Annotated in this window: 17 protein-coding genes, 2 tRNA genes and 1 pseudogene; 6 read left to right on the top strand and 14 right to left on the bottom strand. The window is 56.0% G+C overall.

From position 1 onward, the window contains the following. Positions 1 to 11: 11 nt before the first annotated feature. Positions 12 to 938, bottom strand: coding sequence for a LysR family transcriptional regulator (locus RHM65_RS24525; protein ID WP_322168112.1), 927 nt, complete (start codon positions 936 to 938; stop codon positions 12 to 14). A 122-nt stretch (positions 939 to 1,060) separates the two neighbouring features. Between RHM65_RS24525 and fpr the strand changes: the two genes are divergently transcribed. Next, complete coding sequence (gene fpr, locus RHM65_RS24520) at positions 1,061 to 1,840, top strand: ferredoxin-NADP reductase (protein ID WP_322168113.1); 780 nt, start codon at positions 1,061 to 1,063, stop codon at positions 1,838 to 1,840. A 95-nt stretch (positions 1,841 to 1,935) separates the two neighbouring features. Here fpr and tsaA read toward each other — a convergent pair whose 3' ends face one another. The 3 genes from tsaA to RHM65_RS24505 form a co-directional block, all read right to left on the bottom strand. Further along, positions 1,936 to 2,637, bottom strand: coding sequence for a tRNA (N6-threonylcarbamoyladenosine(37)-N6)-methyltransferase TrmO (gene tsaA, locus RHM65_RS24515; RefSeq protein WP_322168114.1), 702 nt, complete (start codon positions 2,635 to 2,637; stop codon positions 1,936 to 1,938). 26 nt (positions 2,638 to 2,663) lie between these two features. Next, a complete protein-coding gene (locus RHM65_RS24510; protein WP_322168115.1) occupies positions 2,664 to 3,128 on the bottom strand; it encodes a DUF1456 family protein in 465 nt (154 codons plus the stop codon). A gap of 77 nt (positions 3,129 to 3,205) precedes the next feature. Then, entirely contained in the window at positions 3,206 to 3,916 is a 711-nt protein-coding gene (locus tag RHM65_RS24505; protein WP_322168116.1) for an rRNA pseudouridine synthase, read from the bottom strand. A 187-nt stretch (positions 3,917 to 4,103) separates the two neighbouring features. On the opposite strand from RHM65_RS24505, the gene RHM65_RS24500 reads away from it, so the two are divergent. After that, positions 4,104 to 5,105: an alpha/beta hydrolase gene (locus tag RHM65_RS24500; protein WP_322168117.1), complete on the top strand. Its 1,002-nt coding sequence runs from the start codon at positions 4,104 to 4,106 to the stop codon at positions 5,103 to 5,105. 68 nt (positions 5,106 to 5,173) lie between these two features. On the opposite strand, the gene RHM65_RS24495 is transcribed toward RHM65_RS24500, so the two are convergent. Further along, entirely contained in the window at positions 5,174 to 5,638 is a 465-nt protein-coding gene (locus RHM65_RS24495; RefSeq protein WP_322168118.1) for a GNAT family N-acetyltransferase, read from the bottom strand. Positions 5,639 to 5,835: 197 nt separating this feature from the next. Between RHM65_RS24495 and RHM65_RS25570 the strand changes: the two are divergent. Then, positions 5,836 to 6,399 (top strand): annotated as a pseudogene (locus tag RHM65_RS25570) (contractile injection system protein, VgrG/Pvc8 family); the annotation flags it as partial. An 86-nt stretch (positions 6,400 to 6,485) separates the two neighbouring features. After that, the gene (tssI, locus tag RHM65_RS24490; protein ID WP_416195115.1) at positions 6,486 to 7,904 is read left to right on the top strand and encodes a type VI secretion system tip protein TssI/VgrG; all 1,419 of its coding nucleotides are present in this window, start codon (positions 6,486 to 6,488) and stop codon (positions 7,902 to 7,904) included. A 35-nt stretch (positions 7,905 to 7,939) separates the two neighbouring features. Here tssI and RHM65_RS24485 read toward each other — a convergent pair whose 3' ends face one another. The 4 genes from RHM65_RS24485 to rimO all read right to left on the bottom strand — a co-directional run bounded on the left by RHM65_RS24485 (position 7,940) and on the right by rimO (position 14,963). Next, on the bottom strand, positions 7,940 to 9,067 hold the full coding sequence (locus tag RHM65_RS24485) for a hypothetical protein (protein WP_322184125.1): 1,128 nt from the start codon (positions 9,065 to 9,067) through the stop codon (positions 7,940 to 7,942). Between the two features lies 1 nt (position 9,068). Further along, positions 9,069 to 12,605, bottom strand: a complete 3,537-nt coding sequence (locus RHM65_RS24480) for a toxin VasX (RefSeq protein WP_322168121.1) — start codon at positions 12,603 to 12,605, stop codon at positions 9,069 to 9,071. Beyond that, positions 12,602 to 13,474, bottom strand: coding sequence for a DUF4123 domain-containing protein (locus RHM65_RS24475; RefSeq protein ID WP_322168122.1), 873 nt, complete (start codon positions 13,472 to 13,474; stop codon positions 12,602 to 12,604). The genes RHM65_RS24480 and RHM65_RS24475 overlap by 4 nt, the downstream gene beginning before the upstream one ends. Before the next feature lie 151 nt (positions 13,475 to 13,625). Continuing rightward, the gene (gene rimO / locus RHM65_RS24470; protein ID WP_322168123.1) at positions 13,626 to 14,963 is read right to left on the bottom strand and encodes a 30S ribosomal protein S12 methylthiotransferase RimO; all 1,338 of its coding nucleotides are present in this window, start codon (positions 14,961 to 14,963) and stop codon (positions 13,626 to 13,628) included. Between the two features lie 268 nt (positions 14,964 to 15,231). On the opposite strand from rimO, the gene RHM65_RS24465 reads away from it, so the two are divergent. Further along, positions 15,232 to 17,130, top strand: a complete 1,899-nt coding sequence (locus tag RHM65_RS24465; RefSeq protein ID WP_322168124.1) for a potassium transporter Kup — start codon at positions 15,232 to 15,234, stop codon at positions 17,128 to 17,130. Between the two features lie 103 nt (positions 17,131 to 17,233). Here the strand turns inward: RHM65_RS24465 and RHM65_RS24460 are convergent, their stop codons facing one another. From RHM65_RS24460 to RHM65_RS24445, 4 genes are all read right to left on the bottom strand, one after another. After that, on the bottom strand, positions 17,234 to 18,517 hold the full coding sequence (locus RHM65_RS24460) for a virulence factor family protein (RefSeq protein WP_322168125.1): 1,284 nt from the start codon (positions 18,515 to 18,517) through the stop codon (positions 17,234 to 17,236). Then, positions 18,517 to 21,159, bottom strand: a complete 2,643-nt coding sequence (mprF, locus tag RHM65_RS24455; protein WP_322168126.1) for a bifunctional lysylphosphatidylglycerol flippase/synthetase MprF — start codon at positions 21,157 to 21,159, stop codon at positions 18,517 to 18,519. Before mprF ends, RHM65_RS24460 begins: the two co-directional genes overlap by 1 nt. A 270-nt stretch (positions 21,160 to 21,429) precedes the next feature. Next, positions 21,430 to 21,506 (bottom strand) — tRNA-Met (locus RHM65_RS24450). A 271-nt stretch (positions 21,507 to 21,777) separates the two neighbouring features. Then, a tRNA-Met gene (locus RHM65_RS24445) sits at positions 21,778 to 21,854 on the bottom strand. A gap of 248 nt (positions 21,855 to 22,102) precedes the next feature. On the opposite strand from RHM65_RS24445, the gene dinB reads away from it, so the two are divergent. Next, the gene (gene dinB, locus RHM65_RS24440; protein ID WP_322168127.1) at positions 22,103 to 23,164 is read left to right on the top strand and encodes a DNA polymerase IV; all 1,062 of its coding nucleotides are present in this window, start codon (positions 22,103 to 22,105) and stop codon (positions 23,162 to 23,164) included. On the opposite strand, the gene RHM65_RS24435 is transcribed toward dinB, so the two are convergent. Further along, a complete protein-coding gene (locus RHM65_RS24435; RefSeq protein ID WP_322168128.1) occupies positions 23,161 to 24,117 on the bottom strand; it encodes a hypothetical protein in 957 nt (318 codons plus the stop codon). The two genes, dinB and RHM65_RS24435, sit on opposite strands and share 4 nt — an antisense overlap. Positions 24,118 to 24,191: the final 74 nt, after the last annotated feature.

Here is a 24,191-nt window from a genome sequence, read left to right as displayed (position 1 = left end):
TGGCCGAAGGTTTAAGCAATACTCGGTAGGACGATTTCATCGCTGCGCTGCACGCCTGCGGTGAACGCCCGGCACAGGTCTAGAAACTCGCGTATGGCGGAGGTCTGGTACTTCTGTTTGTGCCAGATGAAATAAAACTGTCGCGTCAAGTCCAACTCAGGGGTTTCCACAGCCACCAGGCTGCCCCTGCGGAAGGCGTCGCGCAGGGCCAAGCGCGAGATGCATCCAATGCCCAAACCGGACTCCACGGCGCGTTTGATGGCTTCGGTGTGCTCCAGCTCCAGTCGTACGTTTAATGCATTGCGATGATGACGCATGGCTTGATCGAACGTTAGCCGGGTTCCTGAACCCTGCTCACGGAGAATCCAGGCCTCTTGAGTGAGTTCCTTCAGGGTTGCGTGACCGCGTTTCGCCAACGGGTGCTGCGGGGCGCAGAACACCACCAGTTCGTCCTCGACCCAGCTTTGCACTTCGATGTCTGGGTGTGTGCAATCACCCTCGATAAGACCTAGATCAATTTCGTATTGCGCCACTTGCTGCACAATGTGCGCAGTGTTCTGCACATGCAATTTGACTTGGCTTTCCGGGTGACGCTGCATGAAGCTGCCAATCAGCAGAGTGGCCAGGTAGTTGCCAATGGTCAGCGTGGCACCCACCGAAAGCGAGCCGAAGCCGGATTTGCCGTTGAGCAAGTCTTCTATTTCCTTCGCTTGATCAAGCAACGCAACCGCTTGGGGCAATAATTGGCGCCCGGTAGCATTTAAGCTCAAGCGTTTGCCGGCGCGGTCGAACAGTTGGCAGCTGGATTGGCGTTCCAGCTCAGTGATCGAGGTGCTGGCGGCGGACTGCGACAGCGCTAAAAGACCGGCAGCCCGCGAGACGCTTTCCTGCTGGGCGACGGCGACGAAAATCTGAAGTTGACGCAGAGTAAATCGCATATCTATATAACCGATAACCTATATCTTAATAATTCGTTTAACAGATATTGTGCTTGCTACTAGAATGACGCGCAATGGCGCTCAACGTTGGCGCAAGCGAAACTTTCAGGAGCCACCTTCACATGAGCAACATGAACCACGAGCGCGTCCTCAGCGTCCATCACTGGAACGATACGCTCTTCAGTTTCAAGTGCACCCGTGATCCAGGTCTGCGCTTCGAGAACGGTCAGTTCGTCATGATCGGTCTGCAGCAGCCAAACGGGCGCCCGCTCATGCGTGCTTACTCGATTGCCAGCCCGAACTGGGAAGAGCATCTCGAATTCTTCAGCATCAAAGTGCAGGACGGTCCACTGACCTCGCAGTTGCAGCACTTGAAGGAAGGCGACGAGATCATTATCAGCAAAAAACCTACGGGTACGCTGGTGCTTGACGATCTCAAGCCGGGCAAGCACCTTTACTTGCTCAGCACCGGCACGGGCCTCGCGCCGTTCATGAGCGTGATTCAAGACCCGGAAACCTACGAGCGTTTCGAGAAAGTCATCCTTTGCCATGGCGTGCGCTATGTGAATGAAGTCGCCTACCGCGAGTTCATCACCGAGCATTTGCCACAGAACGAGTTCTTCGGTGAAGCGCTGCGTGAAAAACTGATCTATTACCCAACCGTCACCCGCGAGCCGTTCGAGAACGAAGGCCGGCTGACGGACTTGATGCGCAGCGGCAAGTTGTTCCGCGATATCGGTCTGCCGCCGATCAATCCTCAGGACGACCGTGCGATGTTGTGTGGCAGCCCGAGCATGCTTGATGAGACCAGTGAAGTGCTAAACGGCTTCGGTCTAAAAGTCTCTCCGCGGATGCGGGAGCCGGGTGATTATTTGATCGAGCGCGCCTTCGTCGAGAAATAAATCGCTGCCGACGACGCATTTCTGTAGGCGCGAACTTGTTCGCGAGACGGTTTACCTCACTCGCCGCAGGTGACGCCTCGCCAACAAGTTGGCTCCTACAGGGCTACAGCGGGTACGACTTCAAGCACACGTATAAGTCCCGCCTGCGGATAATGCCAGCGCACATCCACATCCCACAGTTGCGCGCCGTAGCGACGCTCGGGTGTAGGGATCTGATACGCCGGGCGCGGGTCTTGCGCCAGGCACTGCTCAATCAGTTCTATCAACGGCTCGCTTAAGCGTAAGGCGTGCTCCTGCGCTTGCAGCAGTGCGTTGTCTGCCCAATCCACCGCAATCAAGACGGGCGCTTCACTGGCGATGCGGTTTGATGCACCGTCGATCACATCGGCGTAAGGCACGTAGGGTTTGATGTCGATTACCGGTGTGCCGTCCAATAGGTCGATGCCCGAGACCCACAGCCTTCCAGCCTCGACCTTGTCCAGCTTCACCACAGATTGGCCGATGCCGTTGGGGCGATGGGTTGCCCGCGTGGCAAAGACGCCCATGGATTGGTTGCCACCCAGTCGTGGCGGCCGGACTTTCAGGCGAGGCTTTTCTTCCAGCACTTGATGAAACAAAAATAGCAGCCAGACGTGGCTGACTTGTTCGAGCCCTTGCACGGCGTCGGCATGATCGAACGGCGCTATCAGTTCCAGTACACCGCGTGCGGCCGGTGCCAGTTGAGGCTGGCGGGGGATGGCGAACTTCTCTTTGAAGCAAGAGCGCATGAAGCCGATGGGCGAAACGGTGTAAGTCATGGTCGCCATCGGCCTCTGTGCAGTGATTAGCCGCGAATGCGCAGGGTCAGGCCCTTGAGGAAGTTACGCAGCAGCTGGTCGCCACAGGTGCGGTAGTTGCTATGCCCGAACTTGCGAAACAGGGCGCTTAGCTCAGGCTTGGAGACCGGGAACTCGGACGCTTTGAGGATCGCGTGCATGTCATCTTCTTTCAGCTCGAACGCGACTCGCAGCTTTTTCAAAACTGTGTTGTTGGTCACTGGCACTTCGATTTTTTGCGGTGGGCGGCTGTCATCTTTGCCACGCTTGAAAACCACCAGACCATCCAGAAAGTGCGCCATGATTTCATCGCTGCAATCCAGGTAACCTTCTTCTTCCTCGTCCTTCTTCATGAAGGCGATCACGTCGGCTTTGGAGACATCGTAGCCGCCGAGTTTGACGATATCGACGATTTTGCCATCGCTGATATCGAGCATATAGCGAACGCTACGCAGTACATCGTTGTTCATCATGGTGTTCGGTCCTGATAAGACGGGGGTGAGGGGCGCACGGAAATCCGAACGCCGCTCAAAGGTGGGTCAGCGAAGGGCTAGAACTTTTCCTTGCTGGACAGGTAACGCCACTGGCCTTCTGGCAGCTTGCCCATGGAGACGCCGCCGATACGGATACGCCGAATGGCAACGACTTTCAGGCCAACGGCTTCGCATAATTGAGCGATGACACCGGGCTGCGGGTTCTTCATCGCAAAGCGCAGTCGGTTTTCGTTCTGCCAGCTGGCTTTGACTGCTGGCAGATCCTTGCCCTTGTAGGTCAATCCATGAGTTAGGCGATTGAGCCCGTGGGCGACCATGTCGCCGGAAATCTCGACTACGTATTCTTGTTCGATCTTGCTGCGATCGTCGGTCAGCTTGCGTAATACCTTCCAATCTTGACTAAACACCATCAAGCCGCTGGAGTTGGCTTGCAGGGTGGAAATCGGTGAAAGGCGCATGAAATGCCCTTTGAGCGGGCGCTTACCGTAGCGATGCTCTTCGGACAACGTGTCAGGGCTGATCAGTTGCAGCGCGCTTTCAGCATCAAAGCTTGCCGGTTGATGCAGCAGAATAGTGACCGGCTCGGGCGCGGTAGCCTTGGCCTGTGGGTCCAGTTCGATCTTCTGCGCGTCAACCTTGAACTGGGGCTCTTCAATGACTTCGCCATCAACCGTGACCCAACCGCCTTCAATAAACAGTTCAGCCTCCCGGCGGGAGCAGCCGAACAGCTCGACAAGGCGTTTGGAAAGGCGAATGGGTTCTGTCATGACAAAGAGCCGTACTAAGGGGATAGGCGGCTATTGTACCCGCGCTCGCCCGGTTAATCGCGGCTACATTGAAAATGCCTTGATATAGCGGAGCCTGCGGTGATTTCACTAGGGAAAAATCATCAAGGACCCATCATCGGTTAAGTTGTCTGAGACGGTTGGCGTTTTTTTTCTGGAGTCCGGTCTTATGAGCAAATGGTTTGTCGTCGTCATGATGAGTGTCAGTTTGCCGCTCTTCGCTGCCGAAAGGCCGTCTTACGGCCCTCAACTAGAAGGGTTTGATTATCCCTATGCCGCAAAAAATTACGCGTTCGAGTCTCAGGGTCAGCGTATACAAATGGGCTACATGGACATTAAGCCGTCTGCCAAACCCAATGGGAGGACGGTGGTTTTGCTGCACGGGAAAAACTTCTGTGGCGCGACCTGGGAAGGGACGATCAAGCCGTTGAGTGAGGCCGGTTACCGAGTGGTTGTGCCCGATCAAATTGGCTTCTGCCGCTCAAGCAAGCCTGAGGATTACACCTACAGCTTTAAACAGCTGGCGCAGAACACCCGAGGACTCCTTAACAGTCTGGGTATCGACCACGCCACAATCGTGGGGCATTCCATGGGCGGCATGCTCGCCACTCGTTTTGCGCTGACCTACCCGAAACAAGTGGATCAACTGGTATTGGTCGACCCGCTAGGTTTGGAAGATTGGAAAGCCAAAGGCGTACCGGCCATTACGTTTGAGCAGTGGTATGCCCGTGACCTTAAAACCACTGCGCAAACCATTCGTAAATACCAACAAGCGACCTATTACGCCAACCAGTGGCGTCCCGAGTTTGATCGCTGGGTCAACATGCAAGCCGGCATGTACACCGGCAGCGGCCGTGAAGAGGTTGCCCGGGCGTCCGCGCGCACCTACGTAATGATCTTTAATCAGCCAGTGTTTTACGAGTTTGAGAAACTGCAAATGCCGACCCTGCTGTTGATTGGTCAGAAAGACAACACCGCCGTTGGCAAGGACCTCGCGCCGGAACCGTTGCGCAGCACGTTGGGTAACTATCCCGAGTTGGGCAAGGCGGTCGCCAAGCGCATACCCCATGCAACCCTGGTGGAGTTCGCTGGTTTGGGCCATTCACCGCAGACTCAGGACCCGGCGCTGTTCAACAAGGCGTTGCTTGATGGCCTGATGCCCAGCTTGTAGGAGCGAACTTGTTCGCGAATGGCTTGACGCGGTGTGCCAGATATAACGCTTCCCGAATAAATTCGGTCCTACAGATTCGCTCCGACTGATTTCAAACGCATGTGCAACAACGGATAAGGCTGGCCCATGCCATCAAACTCCTCCCGACCGATGACTTCAAATCCCAGCTTGAGATAGAAACCCCGCGCCTGATGATTCTGCTCATTGACGTCCAGTCTCTCGGCATGAAAATGATCGATGGCGTGGTTTAACAGCAGCTTTCCGAGGCCTTGGCCCCGATGCTCGGGGTCTATGAACAGCATCTCGACCTTACCAGCGGCGATCCCCGCGAAACCGGTAATTCGTTGCTGAGTGTCTTTGCTGCAAATCAACATCACAGCATCCAAATACTGATCAAGCACCAGACGCTTGAGCATCAGGATATAGGAGTCGGGCAAGAAATCATGGGTGGCTCGCACTGAGTCTTCCCACAGGCGAGCGAGTTCCGGGTAGTCGCTTTGTTTGGGCGTATGAATGACAGAGTGATTACGCATACAACCTTTCTCCTGAGGCCAGCGCGTCGATCGATAATTTTCGACAGCGCCTGAAGTCGATAGCTGAGGCAGGGGTGGATTCTTCTAGTGTGCTCGAATTACAAGAATCGCCCTACAGCTATATAGGACCTCGCTGGCTGTTAACAGATCAAGTGCCGGGCAGACTTTCGTCATCTTTCGATGTGGAGAATCTGCCAATGCCTCACGCCGCCGTCCCAACCTTTACGCTGAGCGTGAAAGGTGTTGAACCCCGCCATTTTCAAGTGCTCGCGTTTGATGGCACCGAAGCCGTCAGCACGCCGTACGCCATCACCGTCGAACTGGTCAGTCGGTCGTCTGGTATTGAGCTGTCGGACCTGCTGCACAAGGCGGCTTTTCTCGGTTTCGGCCCGGACGGCGAAGGCATTCACGGGCAGATTCACTCCATCCACAAAAGCGATTCCAACGCCCGGCTGACCCACTACGTCGCGGTGCTCAAACCCTCTCTCGCGTACTTGGAACACAGCAGCCACCGCCGCTCGTTCCAGCAGATGAGCGTGCCCGCAATTATTCTTGAAGTGCTCAAAGAGCATGGCCTGTTTGACGGCCTGGATGTGCAGTTCGACAGTGACGTGACCCGCGCTCCGGTCCGTGAGTACTGTGTTCAGTACGACGAAAGCGACCTGCACTTCGTCAATCGGCTGTGCGAAGAAGACGGCTGGTTTTACCGTTTTGAGCATTCGGCTGACGGCCATCGGTTGATTTTCGCCGATGACGAAATAATGTTTCCCCACGCGGCGCGGGTTGTGCTGCCGTTCAGACCACTTAACGGCATGGTGCCGAGGACTATTCGATTCAGTCCTTCGGCGTGCGCTTGGCGGCACGCACCAGCCACGTGGTGCATCGCGATTATGATTTCCAGAAAGCCGGTTATTTGCTGGAAAGCGTTAGAAGTCCGCAGGCGACCCCAGCCCAAGTCCAAAGGGGTGAGGCCCTGCATGTCGATCCCAAGCTTGAGCATTACGTGTATCCCGGCCGCTTTCTGGAGGACGATCACGGCAGACGATTATCCAACCGTGACCTGGAACGGCACCGCACGGATTTCCAGCTGGCCGACGGCAGCAGCGATCACCCGGTGTTGCGCAGCGGGACGGTGATCCAGCTGGAAGAACACCCGCAGCTGAAATGGAATAATCCGTGGGTGCTGATTTCGATCAAGCACGAAGGGCGGCAGCCGCAGGTGTTGGAAGAATTGGGCGCTGACGCCCCGGTCGCCGCCGGAAAAATCGCTCAGGGTTATCGGAATTCCTTCACCGCCATCCCCGAAACGATCCAGTTTCGCCCTGCCTTGCGCCACCCCAAACCACTGATTCACAGCACCCAAACCGCCAAAGTCACCGGCCCGGAAGGCGAAGAAATCCACTGCGATAAATTCGGCCGGGTAAAGGTCAAGTTTCACTGGGACCGCCGCGAGCTGAATGACGAAACCACCAGCTGCTGGGTGCGGGTGGCGTCGAGTTGGGCGGGCAACAGTCATGGCGCGGTGACCTTGCCTCGAGTCGGCATGGAAGTGTTGATTTCCTACCTGGAAGGCGACGCGGATCGGCCGATGGTCATGGGCTGTTTGCCGAACAGTCTGAATCCGGTGCCGTATGAGTTACCGGCGAACAAGACCAAAAGCGTATTCCGCAGCCGCAGCTCCAAGGCAAGCCAGGGCTTCAATGAAGTCTCTTTTGAAGATCGCGATGGCGCTGAACGGGTCTACCTGCGTGCCCAGCGCGACATGGAGCAATTGATTCAGAACGATAGCCGCCTTGAAGTGCGCGGTCAGCGGCTGGAGACGATCAAAGGCAACAGCACCACCGTTATCAAGGCCGAGCAACACCTCAAAGTCACTGGCGCGCGCAAGGTGCAGTTGTCAGCGGGGGATCATTTGCAGGTGGCGGGGTCCAGCCATACCCGCATTACTCAAGCATTGGTTGTAGAAGCTGCGCAAGAGGTACATATCTCTGCCGGCGAACACGTAGTTGTCGGCGCCGGCCTGATCTTGTCGCTGAGCGCTGGCGGTCAACACCTGGTTCTCAACCCCGCAGGTATTTTTTCCAGCGTACCGATCTTGCTCGGCGGCGTTCCGCTGCCGGGAACGCCTGCGATGCCGTTAGCGCCGGGCGACACTCAGTCGTTGATCGGCAACGTTCTATTGGCCACCCAAGGGCAGATCGACAAAATAATGGAAGGGGAGCTGACGTCTCCGTTGTGCGCTCAAGTTAAGCCAGTGGGTGATTGAAATGAACGTCTGACGCTTATCCCTGGAGCAAGCGCCTAGCCGCGCTTTGCTTCTGCGACTTGCACGTCAACAAAATGCTGAATCAATGAAACCTGCGGCTCTTTTTCACGCAGGTCTTTGAGTTTTTTACTCATGCGCTGAAGCTTATCGCTGGGCTTGGCCCATTCACTTTCCGGCAACGGCGCCGACCATGCTTGCATGGCCTCGGGTACGGCGGCGTGGCCTATGCTTTTGATCCGGCGGATTTCCCATTCAGTCAGGTGGTTGGGCAACGTCCACAAGGTCATGACGTGATACAGGTACCACCAGAACGGATAACTCCAGCCGACTTCCCCAGCTTTACGCCGACGACGCATGCGTTCGCGGGCGTTGTAGAAGGTGTGTAAACCTTCATGGGGCGGGTCGTCGGGGCCTTGTAGGTCGAGTGGGTCCTGGATGTCCTTGAGGGTATGAACCTCGTATTCCATGTAAGCGCGGATGGCTTCCCAATTACAGACCGCCAGTTCAAAGCCGCCGCATTGAAATTCCAGGGTGTATTGCTGATCGTCGGGCGGGTGGTAAAAGCCGATGCCCATGGCGTAGTGGAGCGTCGCGCCGTATTGGGTCACGGATTGGGATTGTATGACCCATGCGCAGAGGGATTCCCACGGGACGAAGATCGGTTCGGTTTGGCCGGCAGGGACGAAGCAGACTTCGCGGCGTTGGCGGTTGAAACGGGTGGGGACGAGGGTTTCGTATTTGGCTAGGTTGTTGAAGGTGGTGATGAGGAGTATTGCAAGAACGGCTCCGCCGCCCCAGGCCCCAAACTGTGAGCCAGCCGGCATCAAGCTGAATATAAATTCGCCCGCTTCTTCCGGGTTCCCGCCGATAGCTAGAACCGTCAGTCCAACCAACAGTGGCAACAGCCCTACGCACATTAAGTACCAGAATAGTGGAAAGCCTACTGTCACTTGCCAGCCAAATACTGCTGGTAAACCTATGCCGAAATCCAAATGACTATCATTGACCGCACCTACGGCACCGCCATAGTCCTTAGCTGGTCTATCGGTAGGCAATGGAGTCGGTGCCAAATAACTAATCTGGGAACTAGCAAAGGTTTCGATCATCCCGGCATAGGGTTCACGGTTAATAGGGGGTGGACCGCCGAAGGATGACTTAGCCATATCAGTCTTCCTCCTGCGGCAGAAGTAGGGGTTCAATCCGGTAGTAAGAACATATTTCTCCCTTAGGGGTGAGGTTATTGTCAGAAATCTCGCCGCTGTAACCACTGAGCGATACGCGCAAGTAATAAACATTGAGGTCATGAATCTCAACGTCTGGGCGTAAATCGCCGAGTTCCACGACGACTACCACGTGGTCTTGTTCGCCAGCGATGGGGCGATGCTCACAAGCAGGCGCTTCAAATTCCAGTATCAGCGGGAATGTTTGTTTGATCCGTAGTGTCTCCACCACGGCCTCTGTCGCTACGGTCCAGCGTTCCACGGAGGTAGGTTTCGCAGGATGAATCCTTATTGCATAACAGCCAATTCTGAGCACGGTTCTGGCCGGTTTTCCGCCTAATGGCCTCATCAGATCGTTGCTGGAGGTGGTAGGCAGGTGCAGCATCAGTCGGGTCGCTGTCAGGTTGCCCAGCTTGTCGGCTAGGTTCGGCGTCACTCGGATTTTGGGGGCCTTGACCTGAACGTGTAGGTTTTTTTGGTACTCATCGATTGTCAGGGATAAACGTTTGTCCGGGTCTTGGCTCCATGGTGTCGTGTGCAGCCATCGATCATGGCGGCTAAGCTGATAACGGTTGTAAAACCAAGTGCCCGATAGCTCCAGGGCAGTGAATAAGATGCCGGCCACGCTGGTACGGAAAAACACCGTAGCCAAGCGAGGGCCGGCGATTGCCCACGCCGCTGCACGAGCTTCAGGCTGCCGGATAACCGCCAGGACGGCTTTTAAGGCGTTAGCACTGTGTTGCAGGCCATAAGCATTATTCAGAAAATACGCGCTGTTACCCGACATGCTTAGAGCGGCCCCTGCCTGAGCACCAACGTTGCCTTCGCGAGCAGCATTTAGCCAGTTACTGTGTGAGGCGTTTAGATTTATCAGCGAAGTTACTGCGCCCGCTGTATAGGCAACCAGACCTAGACCGATATGCAATTTTCCCATCTGCACATGTATGCCTTTCAGCTCTGCTGCTTTTAGCGATCTGCCCAGTTGAGTTGATTGAGCACTGAGAGCGGTGTCGGCTATCCCTTGGGCAGCACCAAATCCGGCAGCTACGGTTGTAAAAACCGGACTCCACAACAGATTTTGATCTCTTTGCTGACTCGATTGAGCGAATAGTTCTTTAGTTATCTGCACCAAATTCACCAACTGCGCCACAAACACCAACAACCCGACCCCATCCCCAATCAACCCTGCTTTAGGCGCAACCTTCAGCCCTAGCCGGTAGTTGTCCAGCAACGAGCGCACGTGCATGTGTTGCTCGTCTGGAAGCACCAACGCCAATCCAGGCCTGACCGACGTCGCCGTTTGCACATGCACCGCCCCCTCTGGTAACGCTGAAATCGGGCTCATTATTCGAGCAAGCCGTTCTTCCAAAACGTTAAGGCGCTCTTGAGTTTGCGGCCGTTTGGCCTGCAAGTACTGAGCATTTGAGTGATGTTTCTCGGTTTTATAGCGGCGTATTTCATTATTCAAATAACGCAGATGTTTGCGTTCTTCCTGCACCTCTTTGACCGTCTCACCCAGCGCCCTCAAATCATCCGCGTCAGCCACTTGAAAACTGACCTTTTCCCTTCGTGCCGCATCGAGCAACGAAACGCCCAGGGTCTTGGGCATGTAACGAAGCAGCGCTTCGGTGTCCGGCATCTGGCCTTTGTCCAAGGCCTGCATGAACGCGTGTAACGCGTTTTGCACGCCCCATTGCATGGCAGGGGCGAGGGTTCCCCAGGCGGCGGTGGCGTAGATTTGCGAGGTGTGGGGCAGGGTGTCCGCGTCCGGAAGATGGCCGTCAAACAGGGTCTTAAGTTTCTCGGTCCATTCCGGCGCGTTTTTGAGCAAGTTCCAGCCGGCGTTGGCAAACACCGCGAATTGGGTGCCCAGTTCGGTTTGAACGCTCAGTGGCAAGGTATAAAACAGCGGACGGCTCTGATGCGGAGCGTCGTCGAGCCATTCCAGGACTTTCTCCAAGGCGGTGTCACTGCGCCCGATGTCTTTGAGGCAGGCGTATTGGGCGATAAATGCCTGGTCGATTTGCTCCGAGTCGCGGGCATCGAAATACCAGGCCGCACGATGAAACCGGCCTTGAACCAGCATTTCCAACCGGTCCTCGGTGATGCGCTCCAGCAGGGCATTCCAATGCGCCAGCTTGGGACGTTGCTCCTTGAGAAAGGCGTCCATGCGCGGGCGGTCAATCAGGTCGTTGATTCCGCGCCGACCGAAGCCTGCGCCGTACAGTAAGTCCCGCAGGCGCTTGTCCTGTTGCCGGTCTATTTGAAGAATGGCAAGGCCGTGGCGGGCAATGAAATCGGGCCCCGCTATGGCCAGCTTTTGTTTTAGGAAATAGCGCTCAATCGTCTGCTCCAGCTTGGGTAACACGCTGTAAGCGTTGTTACGGTCGGCGGTGAGGCGGATTTTTTGCAATTGGGCTTCCAGGTCCGCCGGCAGGTTCTGATCGGAAACGCCGGGTAACGGATGGGCAACAGGGTCTTCAGTGAGAAAATCCACCAGCGCCTTTGCGGTTTGCCCGCGCTGAGGCTCGGGCAGTTTCTCCAGATCGTGCATCAACGCCTTAACCGCAGGATCAGGACTGTCCAACGCCATTGCAGTCAGATTCGCCACACTGATCTGACTCAGTGACTCGATATAGCAAGCCAGCAAATAATCGCGCTCGGTATTGCCGGCCTGCTCACCGCTGCTGGCCCAGTCACCGATCCAGCCCACCACCGTGTCCTGATAGTTCGCCAAATCCCGCATGACGCCTAGATCATCGCGGACGGCGAGGAACAGGTAGTCCATTTTCTGTGCGTTGTTAACCTGACTGGTCAGCTCTTCAATAATGGTCTGGCGAAACAGTGGCGGGTGTTCCCACTGATAGGGGCGGTTTTCGTCAGGGGTGATCCCGTCCTGCGGCATCGGGTGATCGCGCACCACCTCCGCCAGCCATTTCTTCACGTGCCGCTGATGGATCAGGGGGGCGACGATGTTTTCGCTGTTGGCCTGGGTCAGGTCAACGCGCTGCATGAAGTGCTCGCGCTCGCTGGCGTTGTCCAGCACCTGCCGGCATTTGGCGACCGTCCATTGTGTTTCCGCATAAGCCACATGCAGTACGCTACGCCGGGAGAAAATCATTTCCGGTGGGTCACCCAGCGGCGTGCGATGTTCCTTGATGTCTTTACCGGTAAACAGCCAATACTCCAGGGAGCCGTCTTTGACGGTGTATTCGCTCAACAGACCGGTGGCGCTGTCGATTACGTACAAAAAGCCATCGCGCAGCATCCGCAAACCCAAGGGTCGGCTTTGCAGCGTGTAGGGCATTGCCATATCAGCGCGGGGATCAAGGCCCGGTTCGACCAAGCCGTAACGCATCGGCAGCAGTTGGATAGTGGTTTTCGTCAGCGGACACACGCCGATTTCGCCGAAAGGGGTGGCGCTTTTGGACAGGGCAACCAGATTGGCCATGTGACCGCGTGGGGTCATGAAGTCGGTCATGGTCGACTCCATTTCTGAGCCAAGCGGGCAAGCCCTTCTGCACGCCATGTGTCGCCTGCATCGGATCTATGGGGTTGCAGATCCAGCGCAAATGCGTGGTCGCTTAGCCGTTGCTCGCCGACAAAACCGAGGGCATTGCAGTACAAATACAGTTCTTTTTCGCTCTCGAAATTATGTTCGGCGGCACGGTGTACCAATGCCTGTAGGTGTTGATTGCGCTCATGATCTGTTACGTCGGCGTAGTACTCCGGGAAGTAGCGGGCCATGTGCTCGGACAATTCGCTCAAGATTTTACGAGCGCTGGCGTGGTCAAGGCTGAGCCATTGTTTTTCGCTTAGGCGATAAGGCGTATCCCGGTCGGTTTTATGGATCTCGCCCGATCGGGTGTATTCACGCCATCCGCCGTTTACAAGGTCGGCGGTCATGATGCGTTGGCAAGGGCCGAATAGCGCTGAGTCGGCTGATTCAAACAGGGCATCTGCTACGTCTGTAGATGCAATCCGCAGCAGCATCTCTTGGCCCGAGGGATGTTCGATGCTGATTAGCCAACGTATATGTGCCACCACCTGTTCCCATGGCCCCTCACTGATCAGCAGATAACCCCAGTGTCGATCAAGGTTTTCCAGGAACTGAGCAAGTATTGGATCGTATTCCCCTTCAATCTGAACCAGACACGGCGACACGTCCTTGAGCGCAGCAAAGCGGGTACCGAGGTAAAGTACGTTGACGCAAGGAGAGTCAACCCACTGATACAGACGCTTCAATAGATCCTCGATCTGAACCGGGTCCAGCAGCAAGCCAACAGTTTGGTGCCAAGGGATATCGTCAGGCAGACCAGTTCGTGAATGTGTAGCCGGGGCCGAGTTCATGCGCACAATCCTTCGCGTTTGACGAAAACGGCGACTGTGGCTGGATTCCTGATCTAACGATGTCGGTGGGGTGCGATACGATATGTAGGACCTTTCCGAACAAAAAAAGCCCCGCCGATCAGGGCAGGGCTTAGTCAGCAAAGCGAAACAATCAGATCGTTTCAGCCCACAAGTCGTACTCATCAGCTTCAGTCACCCGGCACATTACTTTATCGCCCGGCTTAAGGTCTTGGTCGCTGTCGATGTACACGGTGCCGTCGATTTCCGGGGCATCGAAGAAGCAGCGGCCCACAGCACCGCCGTTTTCGTCCACTTCATCCACCAGTACTTCGATTTCCCGGCCGACTTTCATCTGCAGGCGAGCGGCGCTGATTTCCTGCTGGTGCGCCATGAAGCGGTCCCAGCGGTCTTGTTTGATGTCGTCCGGAACGTGATCGCCCAAGGCGTTGGCAGAGGCGCCTTCTACCGGGGAATACTGGAAGCAGCCCACGCGGTCGAGTTGCGCGTCGGTCAGCCATTCAAGCAGGTACTGGAAGTCTTCTTCGGTTTCCCCGGGAAAGCCGACGATAAAGGTCGACCGGATGACCAAATCCGGACAGATTTCACGCCAGTTTTTGATCCGCGCCAGGGTTTTATCTTCGAAGGCTGGGCGTTTCATGGCCTTGAGGATACGCGGGCTGGCGTGCTGAAACGGAATGTCCAGGTACGGCAGGATTTTACCGGCCGCCATCAACGGAATCAGCTCGTCGACGTGGGGGTAAGGGTAAACGTAGTGCAGGCGCACCCAAACACCCAGCGAGCTGAGGGCTTCGCAGAGTTCCGTCATCCGTGTTTTCACCGGTTGGCCATTCCAGAAACCGGTGCGGTACTTGATGTCGACGCCATAAGCGCTGGTGTCTTGAGAAATGACCAACAGCTCTTTTACGCCGGACTTGACCAGGCGCTGAGCTTCGTCCAAGACATCGCCCACCGGGCGGCTGACCAGTTTGCCGCGCATGGACGGGATGATGCAGAAGCTGCAACTGTGGTTGCAGCCTTCGGAAATCTTCAAGTAGGCGTAGTGGCGCGGCGTCAGTTTGATGCCTTGCGGCGGCACCAGATCAATCAGCGGGTTGTGATTGAGGTTAGGCGGCGCGGCGTCGTGAACGGCCATGACCACTTGTTCGTATTGTTGCGGCCCGGTGACGGACAGCACGCTTGGGTGGACCAAACGAATCGCGCTTTCTTCGACGCCCATGCAGCCGGTGACAATCACCTTGCCGTTTTCAGCGAGGGCTTCGCCGATGACTTCCAGTGATTCAGCTTTGGCGGTGTCGATAAATCCGCAGGTGTTAACCACCACCACGTCGGCGTCTTGGTAGGTGGCGACGATTTCGTAGCCTTCCATGCGCAACTGGGTAAGGATGCGCTCGGAATCGACCAGGGCCTTTGGGCAACCCAGTGAAACGAAGCCAACCTTAGGGGCGGAAGGCGTGGTGACGGTGGACATGGCGAACCTCGGCATTGGGCTGACGCCGGGCAAATGGCCGGGGCGTCGACGGGCGCTTGGTGCGCCTCTGATCAAAAAGTGCGCAATTCTAGCGGTGGGACCGTAGATTGACCAGCTTTATGCAGAGAATTACGACGAGTGCTGCGCTATGCTTCGCGGCGTTGCGTCCAATCATGGCGATGGCGTTAATCAGTGTTTGTAAAAACGGAGCTTGCTCAAACACATCAATGTGTTTTTGAGGCCCAGGTCTTGGTGGTAGGAGTGGTTAATGGGTCAGGCAATTAGTCAGGTAGAGGCGGAGCATCATCCGGCAAAGCCGTTGAGTTTGTTGATTGCAGCCGTCGGGGTGGTCTACGGCGATATCGGCACCAGCCCGTTGTATACCCTTCAGCAGGTATTTACTGGGGGGTATGGGGTTCAAGTCGACCATGTGGGTGTGCTTGGTATTCTGGCGCTGATCTTCTGGTCGCTGATTTGGGTGGTTTCGCTTAAGTACGTGTTGTTCATTCTGCGTGCGGATAACCAAGGCGAAGGCGGAATTATGGCGCTGACCGCGCTGGCGCGTCGGGCGTCCATTTCGTATCCAAAATTGCGCAGTACGTTGGTGGTCTTCGGTTTGTTCGGTGCTGCGCTTTTCTATGGCGACAGCATGATTACCCCGGCCATTTCGGTATTGTCTGCGATAGAGGGTCTGGAACTCGCGTTCAAAGGCGTCGAGCACTGGGTTGTGCCGCTGTCGCTGGTCGTACTGGTGGGATTATTTCTGATTCAGCGGCACGGTACGGCGCGGATCGGAATTTTGTTCGGTCCGGTGATGGTTATTTGGTTCCTGGTCTTGGCAGCGCTGGGTGTCTACGGAATCATGCAGAACCCCGAAGTGCTCAAAGCGCTTAACCCAATTTGGGCGGTGCGGTTCTTTGTGGCTCATCCGGGCATTGGCGTCACCATTCTGGGCGCAGTCGTTCTGTCACTGACGGGCGCTGAAGCACTGTATGCCGACATGGGGCACTTCGGTCGCAAGCCTATTGCGCGGGCCTGGTTCGCGTTGGTGTTGCCGGCACTGGTCTTGAATTACTTCGGCCAAGGTGCACTGCTGCTCGACAATCCTGAAGCCGCACGTAACCCGTTTTATCTGTTGGCGCCGAGCTGGGCACTGGTGCCACTGGTCTTTTTGTCGACCTTGGCCACCGTGATCGCTTCGCAAGCAGTCATATCGGGGGCGTTCTCCATGACGCTTCAGGCCATTCAACTGGGTTACATTCCCCGAATGCACGTTCAACACACCTCCAGTTCTTCACAGGGCCAGATTTACATTGGCGCGGTGAACTGGTCACTGATGATAGGTGTGATCTTGTTGGTGCTCGGTTTTGAATCCTCCACGGCGCTGGCCTCGGCCTACGGTGTTGCGGTCACAGGAACAATGCTGATCACGACGATTCTGGTGGCGGCGGTCGTTCTGTTGTTGTGGAAATGGCCACCGCTCTTGGCAGTACCGGTTCTGCTTTGTTTTCTGCTGGTCGACGGGCTGTTCTTCGCCGCTAACGTGCCGAAAATAGCTCAGGGCGGGGCGTTTCCTGTATTGGCGGGAATAGTGTTGTTCATTCTGATGACGACCTGGAAACGCGGTAAACAACTGTTGGTCGAGCGATTGGAGGAGGGTGGTCTGCCTCTCCCCATCTTCATCAGCAGCATTCGCGTACAGCCGCCTCATCGAGTGCAAGGCACAGCGGTGTTTCTGACTGCCCGTCCTGATGCGGTGCCGCATGCTTTATTGCATAACCTGTTGCACAACCAGGTGTTGCACGAGCAAGTAGTCCTGCTAACAGTGGTCTATGAAGATTCTCCCCGGGTGCCGGCGAGCCGACGGTTTGAAGTCGAAGCTTATGGCGAGGGCTTCTACCGTGTGGTGCTGCACTTTGGTTTCATCGATGAGCCAGACGTACCGGCTGCTCTGAAGCTGTGCCATCTGGCTGAACTGGACTTTGCCCCGATGCGCACCACCTACTTCCTCAGCCGCGAGACAATCATTGCCTCCAAGCTGGACGGTATGGCGCGTTGGCGTGAGGCGTTGTTCGCCTTCATGCTGAAGAACGCCAACGGTAACCTGCGGTTCTTCAACCTGCCGTTCAACAGGGTGATTGAGCTGGGTACCCAAGTAGAGATGTAAGGGAGGAGTAGCGGTAAGCGGTAAGTTGTAAGCTACAAGCGGCAAGTTTCTATCCTTGCCGCTCTTTGCTTGAGGCTTGCAGCTTGAAGTTTGCCGCTAAACTTCATGCCTTCGGCCCTGTCCCTCGCCGCTTATCAATAGCATCAGTCATGCGTTTGGCCAGTGCGGGGTAGTTCTCATCGAAGTGGTGGCCGCCGGGCAACATGAGCTTTTCGCCCACGGCGGTTGTTTCGGTGCAGCCACTTTCAGCTGTTTCTTCGGCGCCATACACGCACAGCACTTTTTCAGGGGGCAGCTTAGCCATCTCGGGACCGGTAGGTGCTTCTTTACCTGCTGTACCTAGCCAGCCTTCAACCTGAATTTCAAAGCTGCCAGTGCGCGCGAAAGCCAACAAGACGATGGAATCAACACGCTTTTGCTCGTCCGGCGCCAAGCGGTTATAAATGGCGGGCAGTACATCGGCACCGAACGAATAACCCATCAGTACGAAACGTTTAGTACCCCATTTCTGGCGGTAGTGATCCATCAGTTCGGCTAAATCCAGAGCGGTTTGCTCGGGCGTTTTATGCTCCCAGTAGTAGCGCAGCGTATCGATACCAACCACCGGATAGCCCTTTTTGGCCATTTCCCCCGCCACGTCACGGTCAAGGTCACGCCAGCCGCCATCGCCTGACAGGAAAAGTGTCACGGTGTCGGTGGTTGTTCCAGCCGGAACTTCGACTACGGGGATCTTCAAACCGCCGCTCTGGTCATCCTGGACCAATTGTTGGCGCAGTTGGCTGTTGAATAGTTGCGGCAGGTGCACATCGTAGTCGCTGATGCTGTTTTCAGCGTTGGGCTGATCACGCACCAGGGTAGCGGCAGCGTCGTCTGGTCCATCGTTCCAAGCAACTAACCAGTGACCGTGCGCTGCGCTTTTTGGCACGTTGTCTACGCACGCAGGTGGGTCAAGGCTAAAACCTACCGATACCGCTTTTGCATTGTCATCGTTTTGCCCTGCCAGCCAGCGCCAAGCCAGGGTCGCGCCCGGTCCAACGCCGCCTACCAGCGTTGCTGGACCGTCTAATTTCGTCAGTGCGGCTGTTAGGGTTTTATCCTGCAGCGCGCAATCATCCTTGGGCAGCGTGACTTGAACGACTTCGGCGTTACCGTCTTGGCTCAACGCCAGCAGCTGTTTGTCGGTTAACCCTTCATCGGCAAGAGCAGCAAGGCCAACCCGAGCTTTGGGCTGAGTACCGGGCGAAACATGGATCAGCGCCGTACCATTTTCCAAGGTCAGGTGTTCGAGAACCGGCTGAGGAGCCGGGCGGTTCCACAGCCAAAAGCCAAGTACCAGTGCGAGAACAATCAGGGCTGCGAGCAAAAAGCGCCAGTAGCGTTGAATCATTAGCGTTTCACCAATCCAGTCAGGCCGCCCGCAATCAGGGCGGCGGTGTCAGCCAGTGCCACGAGCGGATCAAGTCCGGCGGGTACGGCCATATAGCGGGGTTCCCAGTCGGGCTGGAATTTATCTTTGAAACGGCGCAGACCTTGGAAATTGTACAGCTGTTCGCCACGGCGAAAGACCATCGACCCAAGCCGTTGGGTCAGGGGGGCGCCGCGACGTGGTTGCAGGCCCGACAGCGGCACCATTCCCAGGCTGAAGCGCCCGTAGCCCTGTTCTTTGTAATGCAAAATCAGGCCAACCATCATGAACTCCATGGTCAGCTTCGGCGCATCCGGGTGGGCCCGCATCAGGTCCAGGCTGGCCAGTTCGTGCCTAGAGGTTTCCAGCAAGTTGGCGAATGCTACTGGCTTACCTTCGAAATGGATAATCGCGATGCGGAAATGTTTTAAATAAGCTGCGCTGAAGCGGCCAAGCGAGAAGCCCTTCTCACGGACGTTCTTGCCGGTAAGCCATGCGTCGGAGATTACCTTCAGTTCGTCCAGGGGGGCCTGACCGACTTCATAAATCTCCAGCGACAAGCCGTCTCGACCGCCCCGGTTCCAGGTGTAACGCAGGTCCTTCATCTCTTTGCCCTTCGACTCAATGTCGAAACGCTGCAAGTCGACCCGTGCCTCTTCACCCAGCTTGATCGCGGTCAAGCCGATGTCCATATAGAAGGGCAGATTCTCTGCGCGCACCTGGTAAAACACGGGTCGCGCATGGTGCAGATCGCACAGGTCGCGGAATTGCCAGATCAGCTCGGCGCGTTGCTGCGTAGGTCCGATAGGGTCGTACAGTGCCACCAGGCTTCGACCACGGCGGGCGTACATCATAAACGCCTTACCACTAGGGTGAAGGAGCAGCGCCTTGTCACCGGTCAATACAAGCCCTCCGTCCGGCTGGTCGGAAGCATTCACGATTTGTGCGGCCTTAGCCAGTTCCTCGACATTGGGCAGCGTAATCACCGGACGCGCGGTACGCAGCAGCCAAGTCAACGAGACGACCACTAACAATACCGCGCTGCCCAGCGCAGACCGCAAGGCGCGCGGTGCATCGGAGTTAAGCGTGAATTGCCACCAAAGCTCTTGGCTGTAAGGCACGTCTTGGTAGGCAAACAACAGCAACCAAATCGACGCGGCAAGCACGCACACACTGGCGACCAGGTACAGCGGTGAGAACGGAAGCTCAAGCAGCCGGCTTTGGCGATAGAACGAGCGACGGAAGATCGCCAGCAAGATGGCCGTAGAGACCAGTAGGGATGCCTCCTCCCAATCAAACCCTTTAAGCACCGACAGCAAGGCGCCGACCACTAACAGCACGGTAGTCAGCATCCAGGCGGCAGAAAGGCGGCGGCGTAAACCTTGAGCCAACAGCAAGCACAGGACGCCGATCAGGCTCGCGCCGAAGTGGGACGCGTCAATCAAGCGATGCGGGATTAAAAACCCGAGGTGCCGCAGGCGTGAGTCGATTTCTGGCGTGGCGCCGGAAAACAGCAGGACCACACCCGACAGAAAAACCAACAGGGCCAAGATCGGTGCAGCCAGACCCGACGCCACGCGCATCGCTTGGCGGGTGGGCAGCAAGCGTTGTGCTTCGGTGAACAGCAATGCCAGACAGGCTAGCAGCAGAGGCAATACCACATAGATCAGGCGATAGAGCAACAAGGCCGCAGCCAGTGGTGCAGAACCTAATTGGTCGGCAAACGCGGCGAGCAGAATCGCCTCGAACACGCCGACGCCACCTGGCACATGACTCAGTACCCCTGCAGCTAATGCCAACAGATAAACCAGCACGAACGCGCCAAAGGGAGGCGCGTCGGGTAACAGCAAATAAAGCACTGTCGCGGCGGCGGCGACGTCCAATGCAGTAATGACCAACTGCATCAAGGTCAGGCGCAGGCCTGGCAGGCGGATAGTTCGGCGTCCGGCACGAACCAGCAGGTTGTGGGGGATTGGCTGCTCCGGCAGGCGCCGGCGATAAATGCCGACTGCCAATAAAGCGCTGAGTAACAGGATACTGATAGCGACTACGGCCAGGAGCGTGATGGACAGGTGCAAGGCGGCAGAGGCAGCAGGTAAATTACTCAGCGTGGCCAGCGCGGCCAGCGGGGGCAGGGCGCAACCCAATGAAAGACTGGCAAATAAAGTCATGCGTGCGACTTCTGCCGCACCTAACCCATGGCGTGCATACAGCCGATAACGAACAGAGCCTCCTGAAAGCAAAGACAGCCCGACAGCGTTGCCAATGGCGAACGCCGTAAATCCGCCAAGGATCAAGGTCTTCGTGGGCAGTGTAATGTTGGCGTATCGGCTTGCCGACCACTCATAACCGAGCAGCACGATAAAACCGACAACTGCTGCGGCAAACGCGCCGGCCAGTGCGGGCTTTGGAACGCTCAGCAATGAGTCGTGTAGCGCATAAAGATCGAGTTCGCTCAACAGATGGCGGCAGGCGATCAGTGCGATGGTGAATAGCAACAATGTCACTGCGAGCCCTAAAGGCTGGCGATATTTGCTCAGCAGCTCCAGCCACCGCAGGCGCGCGGGCGCGATCGGATGGGGAACCGTGACAGCTTCATTGGTTTCTTCGGACGAGGCGCGCATCAATCACTCCTTGGATCGTGCGCGACAGGATGGAGGTATACAGACAAGTTACCAATCCCTACGCAAAAAATATTTTCGAAATATTAGCGCGTCATAGTTTAACGAGCGAATGTAGCGGATTCGTTTCAGTCGATACTTTAACCGACGGTAGACACCTATCGACACCATCCTTGGGATCGACATTTCTGACAAGCTTTTTGGGCTACTGTTCCTGAGCCTTTCCGGCAAGCACAAAAAAGGCCACTCTTTCGAGCAGCCTTTTTCGATGTTTGGTTGCGGGAGCCGGATTTGAACCGACGACCTTCGGGTTATGAGCCCGACGAGCTACCAGACTGCTCCATCCCGCGTCTGTGTGGCGGCATTCTACAGCCGAATGGCTGAGTGTCAATCAATAAAGCTAAACAAATGATAAATAACTGAAAATGAGCTGACCGGACGGTTAGGTTATCGATGTTAGCGGGCTTGTTAGGCGCAATACGTTTCCTGGCAGGGGTCGAATCGCAGCCTTCGGCAGCTCCTAATTTAAAACTCAATTAGTTATGCGTTGCCTGATAGGAAGAGGGGGTCAAATTGCAGATACAAAAAAGGCCACTCTTTCGAGTAGCCTTTTTTGATGTTTGGTTGCGGGAGCCGGATTTGAACCGACGACCTTCGGGTTATGAGCCCGACGAGCTACCAGACTGCTCCATCCCGCGTCTGTGTGTCGGCATTCTACAGCGGAACAGCTGGCTGTCAATGGTTAATTCTAAAAAAATGCTTTTCCTTCAACTGCTTAGCTACGATGCAGCTGTCAATAAATGGGCATGGGCCTTGGCGTGCGGTCGTGTCAGCATATTTCCAGAGCTATTTCGGCGCTTTCGCACGTCCCGTGTAGCATCGTAGATGCCAGCATCCCATCTCGGTGAGATACTGCCCGGCCAATAGCCTCTAAACCTGCACGCCCATGACGCAGCGCAAAATCATCCACGTCGACTGTGACTGCTTTTATGCCGCCATTGAAATGCGCGACGATCCCCGCTTGGCCGGCAAGCCGTTGGCAGTGGGTGGTTCTGCGGACCGGCGGGGGGTGATTGCGACCTGTAACTATGAAGCGCGGGCCTATGGAGTGCGCTCAGCGATGTCGTCTCGGCATGCGCTGAAGCTGTGCCCGGACCTGACCATAGTCAAACCGCGGATGGAGGCTTATAAAGAAGCCTCTCGCGAGATCCAGACGATCTTTCGTGATTACACCGATCAGATCGAGCCTTTGTCGTTAGATGAAGCGTTTCTAGATGTTTCTGAAAGCGGCCTTTTTGGTGGGAGTGCTACTCGAATGGCTCAGGATATTCGCCGTCGAGTATCCAATCAATTGCATATCACGGTATCGGCTGGCGTAGCGCCCAATAAATTTCTGGCTAAAATCGCCAGTGACTGGAAAAAACCTAACGGTCTGTTTGTCATCACGCCGGACCAAGTGGAGGACTTTGTCGCGACCTTGCCGGTCACCAAGCTTCACGGAGTCGGCAAGGTGATTGCGGACAAGATGGGACGATTGGGCATTGTCAGTTGCACTGATCTGCGCGATTGGAACAAATTGGCCCTGATGCGCGAATTTGGCACATTCGGTGAGCGGTTGTGGAATTTGGCACGAGGTATTGATGAGCGACCGGTGCAAAACGACAGTCGCCGTCAGTCGGTTAGTGTCGAAAATACCTACGATGCAGATTTGCCTGATCTGACCAGTTGCCTGGCAAAACTCCCTGACCTGCTCGAAACCCTCGCAGGGCGAATGGCTCGAATCGGTGACGGTTACCGAGCTGGCAAGCCGTTCGTTAAAGTGAAGTTTCACGATTTTACTCAGACCACTCTTGAGCAGTCTGGGGCAGGGCGTGATCTTGAGAGTTTTGAGCAGTTGCTGACTCAGGCTTTTGCGCGCGGCGGCAAGCCGGTTCGTTTGCTGGGCATTGGTGTGCGCTTGCTAGACCTGCGGGGTGCCCATGAGCAGTTGGAATTGTTCACGCTTTAGTCGTCTGCTTCAGGGTCGGCAACCAAGCGGCCTGCGTCTCGCGTCAACGATTTGAGGAGTTGCTTTTGAAGCTCTGGATCGTTGTGGGTCAGTTCAATCAGGTTTTGTTCCAGTTCGCTGGCCTCTTCCTCTAGACCCAATTGTGAAAGACGTTTGACTCGGTAAACCCACTGGCTGACGCCATCCTCTTCAAGGTCGTCGTAAATCAACGCATGCGCTTGGAGCAGCTTGCCCCTCAACGAAGTGCTGATCGGTAAGGTGGCATCGGCTCGAACACTGTCCTGCTCATCCTCGACGTTGATCTGTAGGCGGGCGAGGTGAGTGAGGTCTTGCTCGGCAAACGGGGTGTCCAACAGGTTCAGGCGCAATACGCCGTTGTGATCAGTCGTCAACGTAAAGGTTTTGGCGCCTGCATTAACGTTGACCGGGCGTTCACTCCAGGGAAGGCTGGTGTGTTCGGTGCGCTTGTCGTGCTGAATTTCATCGATGCTGGCGAGGTTCTGTTGCGCTCGTCCATGGGACTGCACATTCATGAATGGATTGATTCCGGCGACGCCGTAGTCGATCCAGTCTTTGGTCACCGTGCCCGGCAAGTGGCCGAGCATGAACACATTGAGAATGTTGGCGCCGGTGCCGGCGACCAGGGCCACAGCGCCCAGCGGGACTTCATACAATTCGCGCCAAGGCTGATAAGGCGTGTAGCGATCATAGTTGCGGGTGACTTCGAATTCTGTGACTTCGAACGTCTTCTGTTCGTTGATTCGTACCCGGCGTTGCGGTAACTCCAGCAACGTGGGTTCGCCGATGTCGATTTGCAGTGTGTGCTCAAGCAATTTTCGCTCGACGCGTTCTTCATGTTCGCTACGTTGCGACAAATGATTGGCGCAACCACTCACGAATAAAGTGCCGCAAAGTGCAGCGCAGCGCAGGCTTAAGGAACTTCGCTTGAGCATGTGATCTCTTGATGAGGGGGCGTATCTTGCCTCGATATGCGCAGATAGCCGGGGCGCGCACGTTATGGCGTGCG

Source organism: Pseudomonas sp. CCI4.2, from assembly GCF_034350045.1.
Taxonomy (GTDB): Bacteria; Pseudomonadota; Gammaproteobacteria; order Pseudomonadales; family Pseudomonadaceae; genus Aquipseudomonas.
The sequence above is the reverse complement of the archived record's forward strand: the minus strand, read 5'-3'. Positions and strand labels throughout refer to the sequence as shown.

Excerpts from the sequence above, each read along its gene's own strand:
- fpr (WP_322168113.1), top strand. The coding sequence starts at position 1,061 with ATGAGCAACATGAACCACGAGCGCGTCCTCAGCGTCCATCACTGGAAC.
- RHM65_RS24505 (WP_322168116.1), bottom strand. The coding sequence starts at position 3,916 with ATGACAGAACCCATTCGCCTTTCCAAACGCCTTGTCGAGCTGTTCGGC.
- RHM65_RS24525 (WP_322168112.1), bottom strand. The coding sequence starts at position 938 with ATGCGATTTACTCTGCGTCAACTTCAGATTTTCGTCGCCGTCGCCCAG.
- dinB (WP_322168127.1), top strand. The coding sequence starts at position 22,103 with ATGACGCAGCGCAAAATCATCCACGTCGACTGTGACTGCTTTTATGCC.
- RHM65_RS24495 (WP_322168118.1), bottom strand. The coding sequence starts at position 5,638 with ATGCGTAATCACTCTGTCATTCATACGCCCAAACAAAGCGACTACCCG.
- rimO (WP_322168123.1), bottom strand. The coding sequence starts at position 14,963 with ATGTCCACCGTCACCACGCCTTCCGCCCCTAAGGTTGGCTTCGTTTCA.
- RHM65_RS24485 (WP_322184125.1), bottom strand. The coding sequence starts at position 9,067 with ATGGCTAAGTCATCCTTCGGCGGTCCACCCCCTATTAACCGTGAACCC.
- RHM65_RS24460 (WP_322168125.1), bottom strand. The coding sequence starts at position 18,517 with ATGATTCAACGCTACTGGCGCTTTTTGCTCGCAGCCCTGATTGTTCTC.
- RHM65_RS24500 (WP_322168117.1), top strand. The coding sequence starts at position 4,104 with ATGAGCAAATGGTTTGTCGTCGTCATGATGAGTGTCAGTTTGCCGCTC.
- RHM65_RS24465 (WP_322168124.1), top strand. The coding sequence starts at position 15,232 with ATGGGTCAGGCAATTAGTCAGGTAGAGGCGGAGCATCATCCGGCAAAG.
- RHM65_RS24510 (WP_322168115.1), bottom strand. The coding sequence starts at position 3,128 with ATGATGAACAACGATGTACTGCGTAGCGTTCGCTATATGCTCGATATC.
- tsaA (WP_322168114.1), bottom strand. The coding sequence starts at position 2,637 with ATGACTTACACCGTTTCGCCCATCGGCTTCATGCGCTCTTGCTTCAAA.
- RHM65_RS24480 (WP_322168121.1), bottom strand. The coding sequence starts at position 12,605 with ATGACCGACTTCATGACCCCACGCGGTCACATGGCCAATCTGGTTGCC.
- mprF (WP_322168126.1), bottom strand. The coding sequence starts at position 21,159 with ATGCGCGCCTCGTCCGAAGAAACCAATGAAGCTGTCACGGTTCCCCAT.
- RHM65_RS24475 (WP_322168122.1), bottom strand. The coding sequence starts at position 13,474 with ATGAACTCGGCCCCGGCTACACATTCACGAACTGGTCTGCCTGACGAT.
- RHM65_RS24435 (WP_322168128.1), bottom strand. The coding sequence starts at position 24,117 with ATGCTCAAGCGAAGTTCCTTAAGCCTGCGCTGCGCTGCACTTTGCGGC.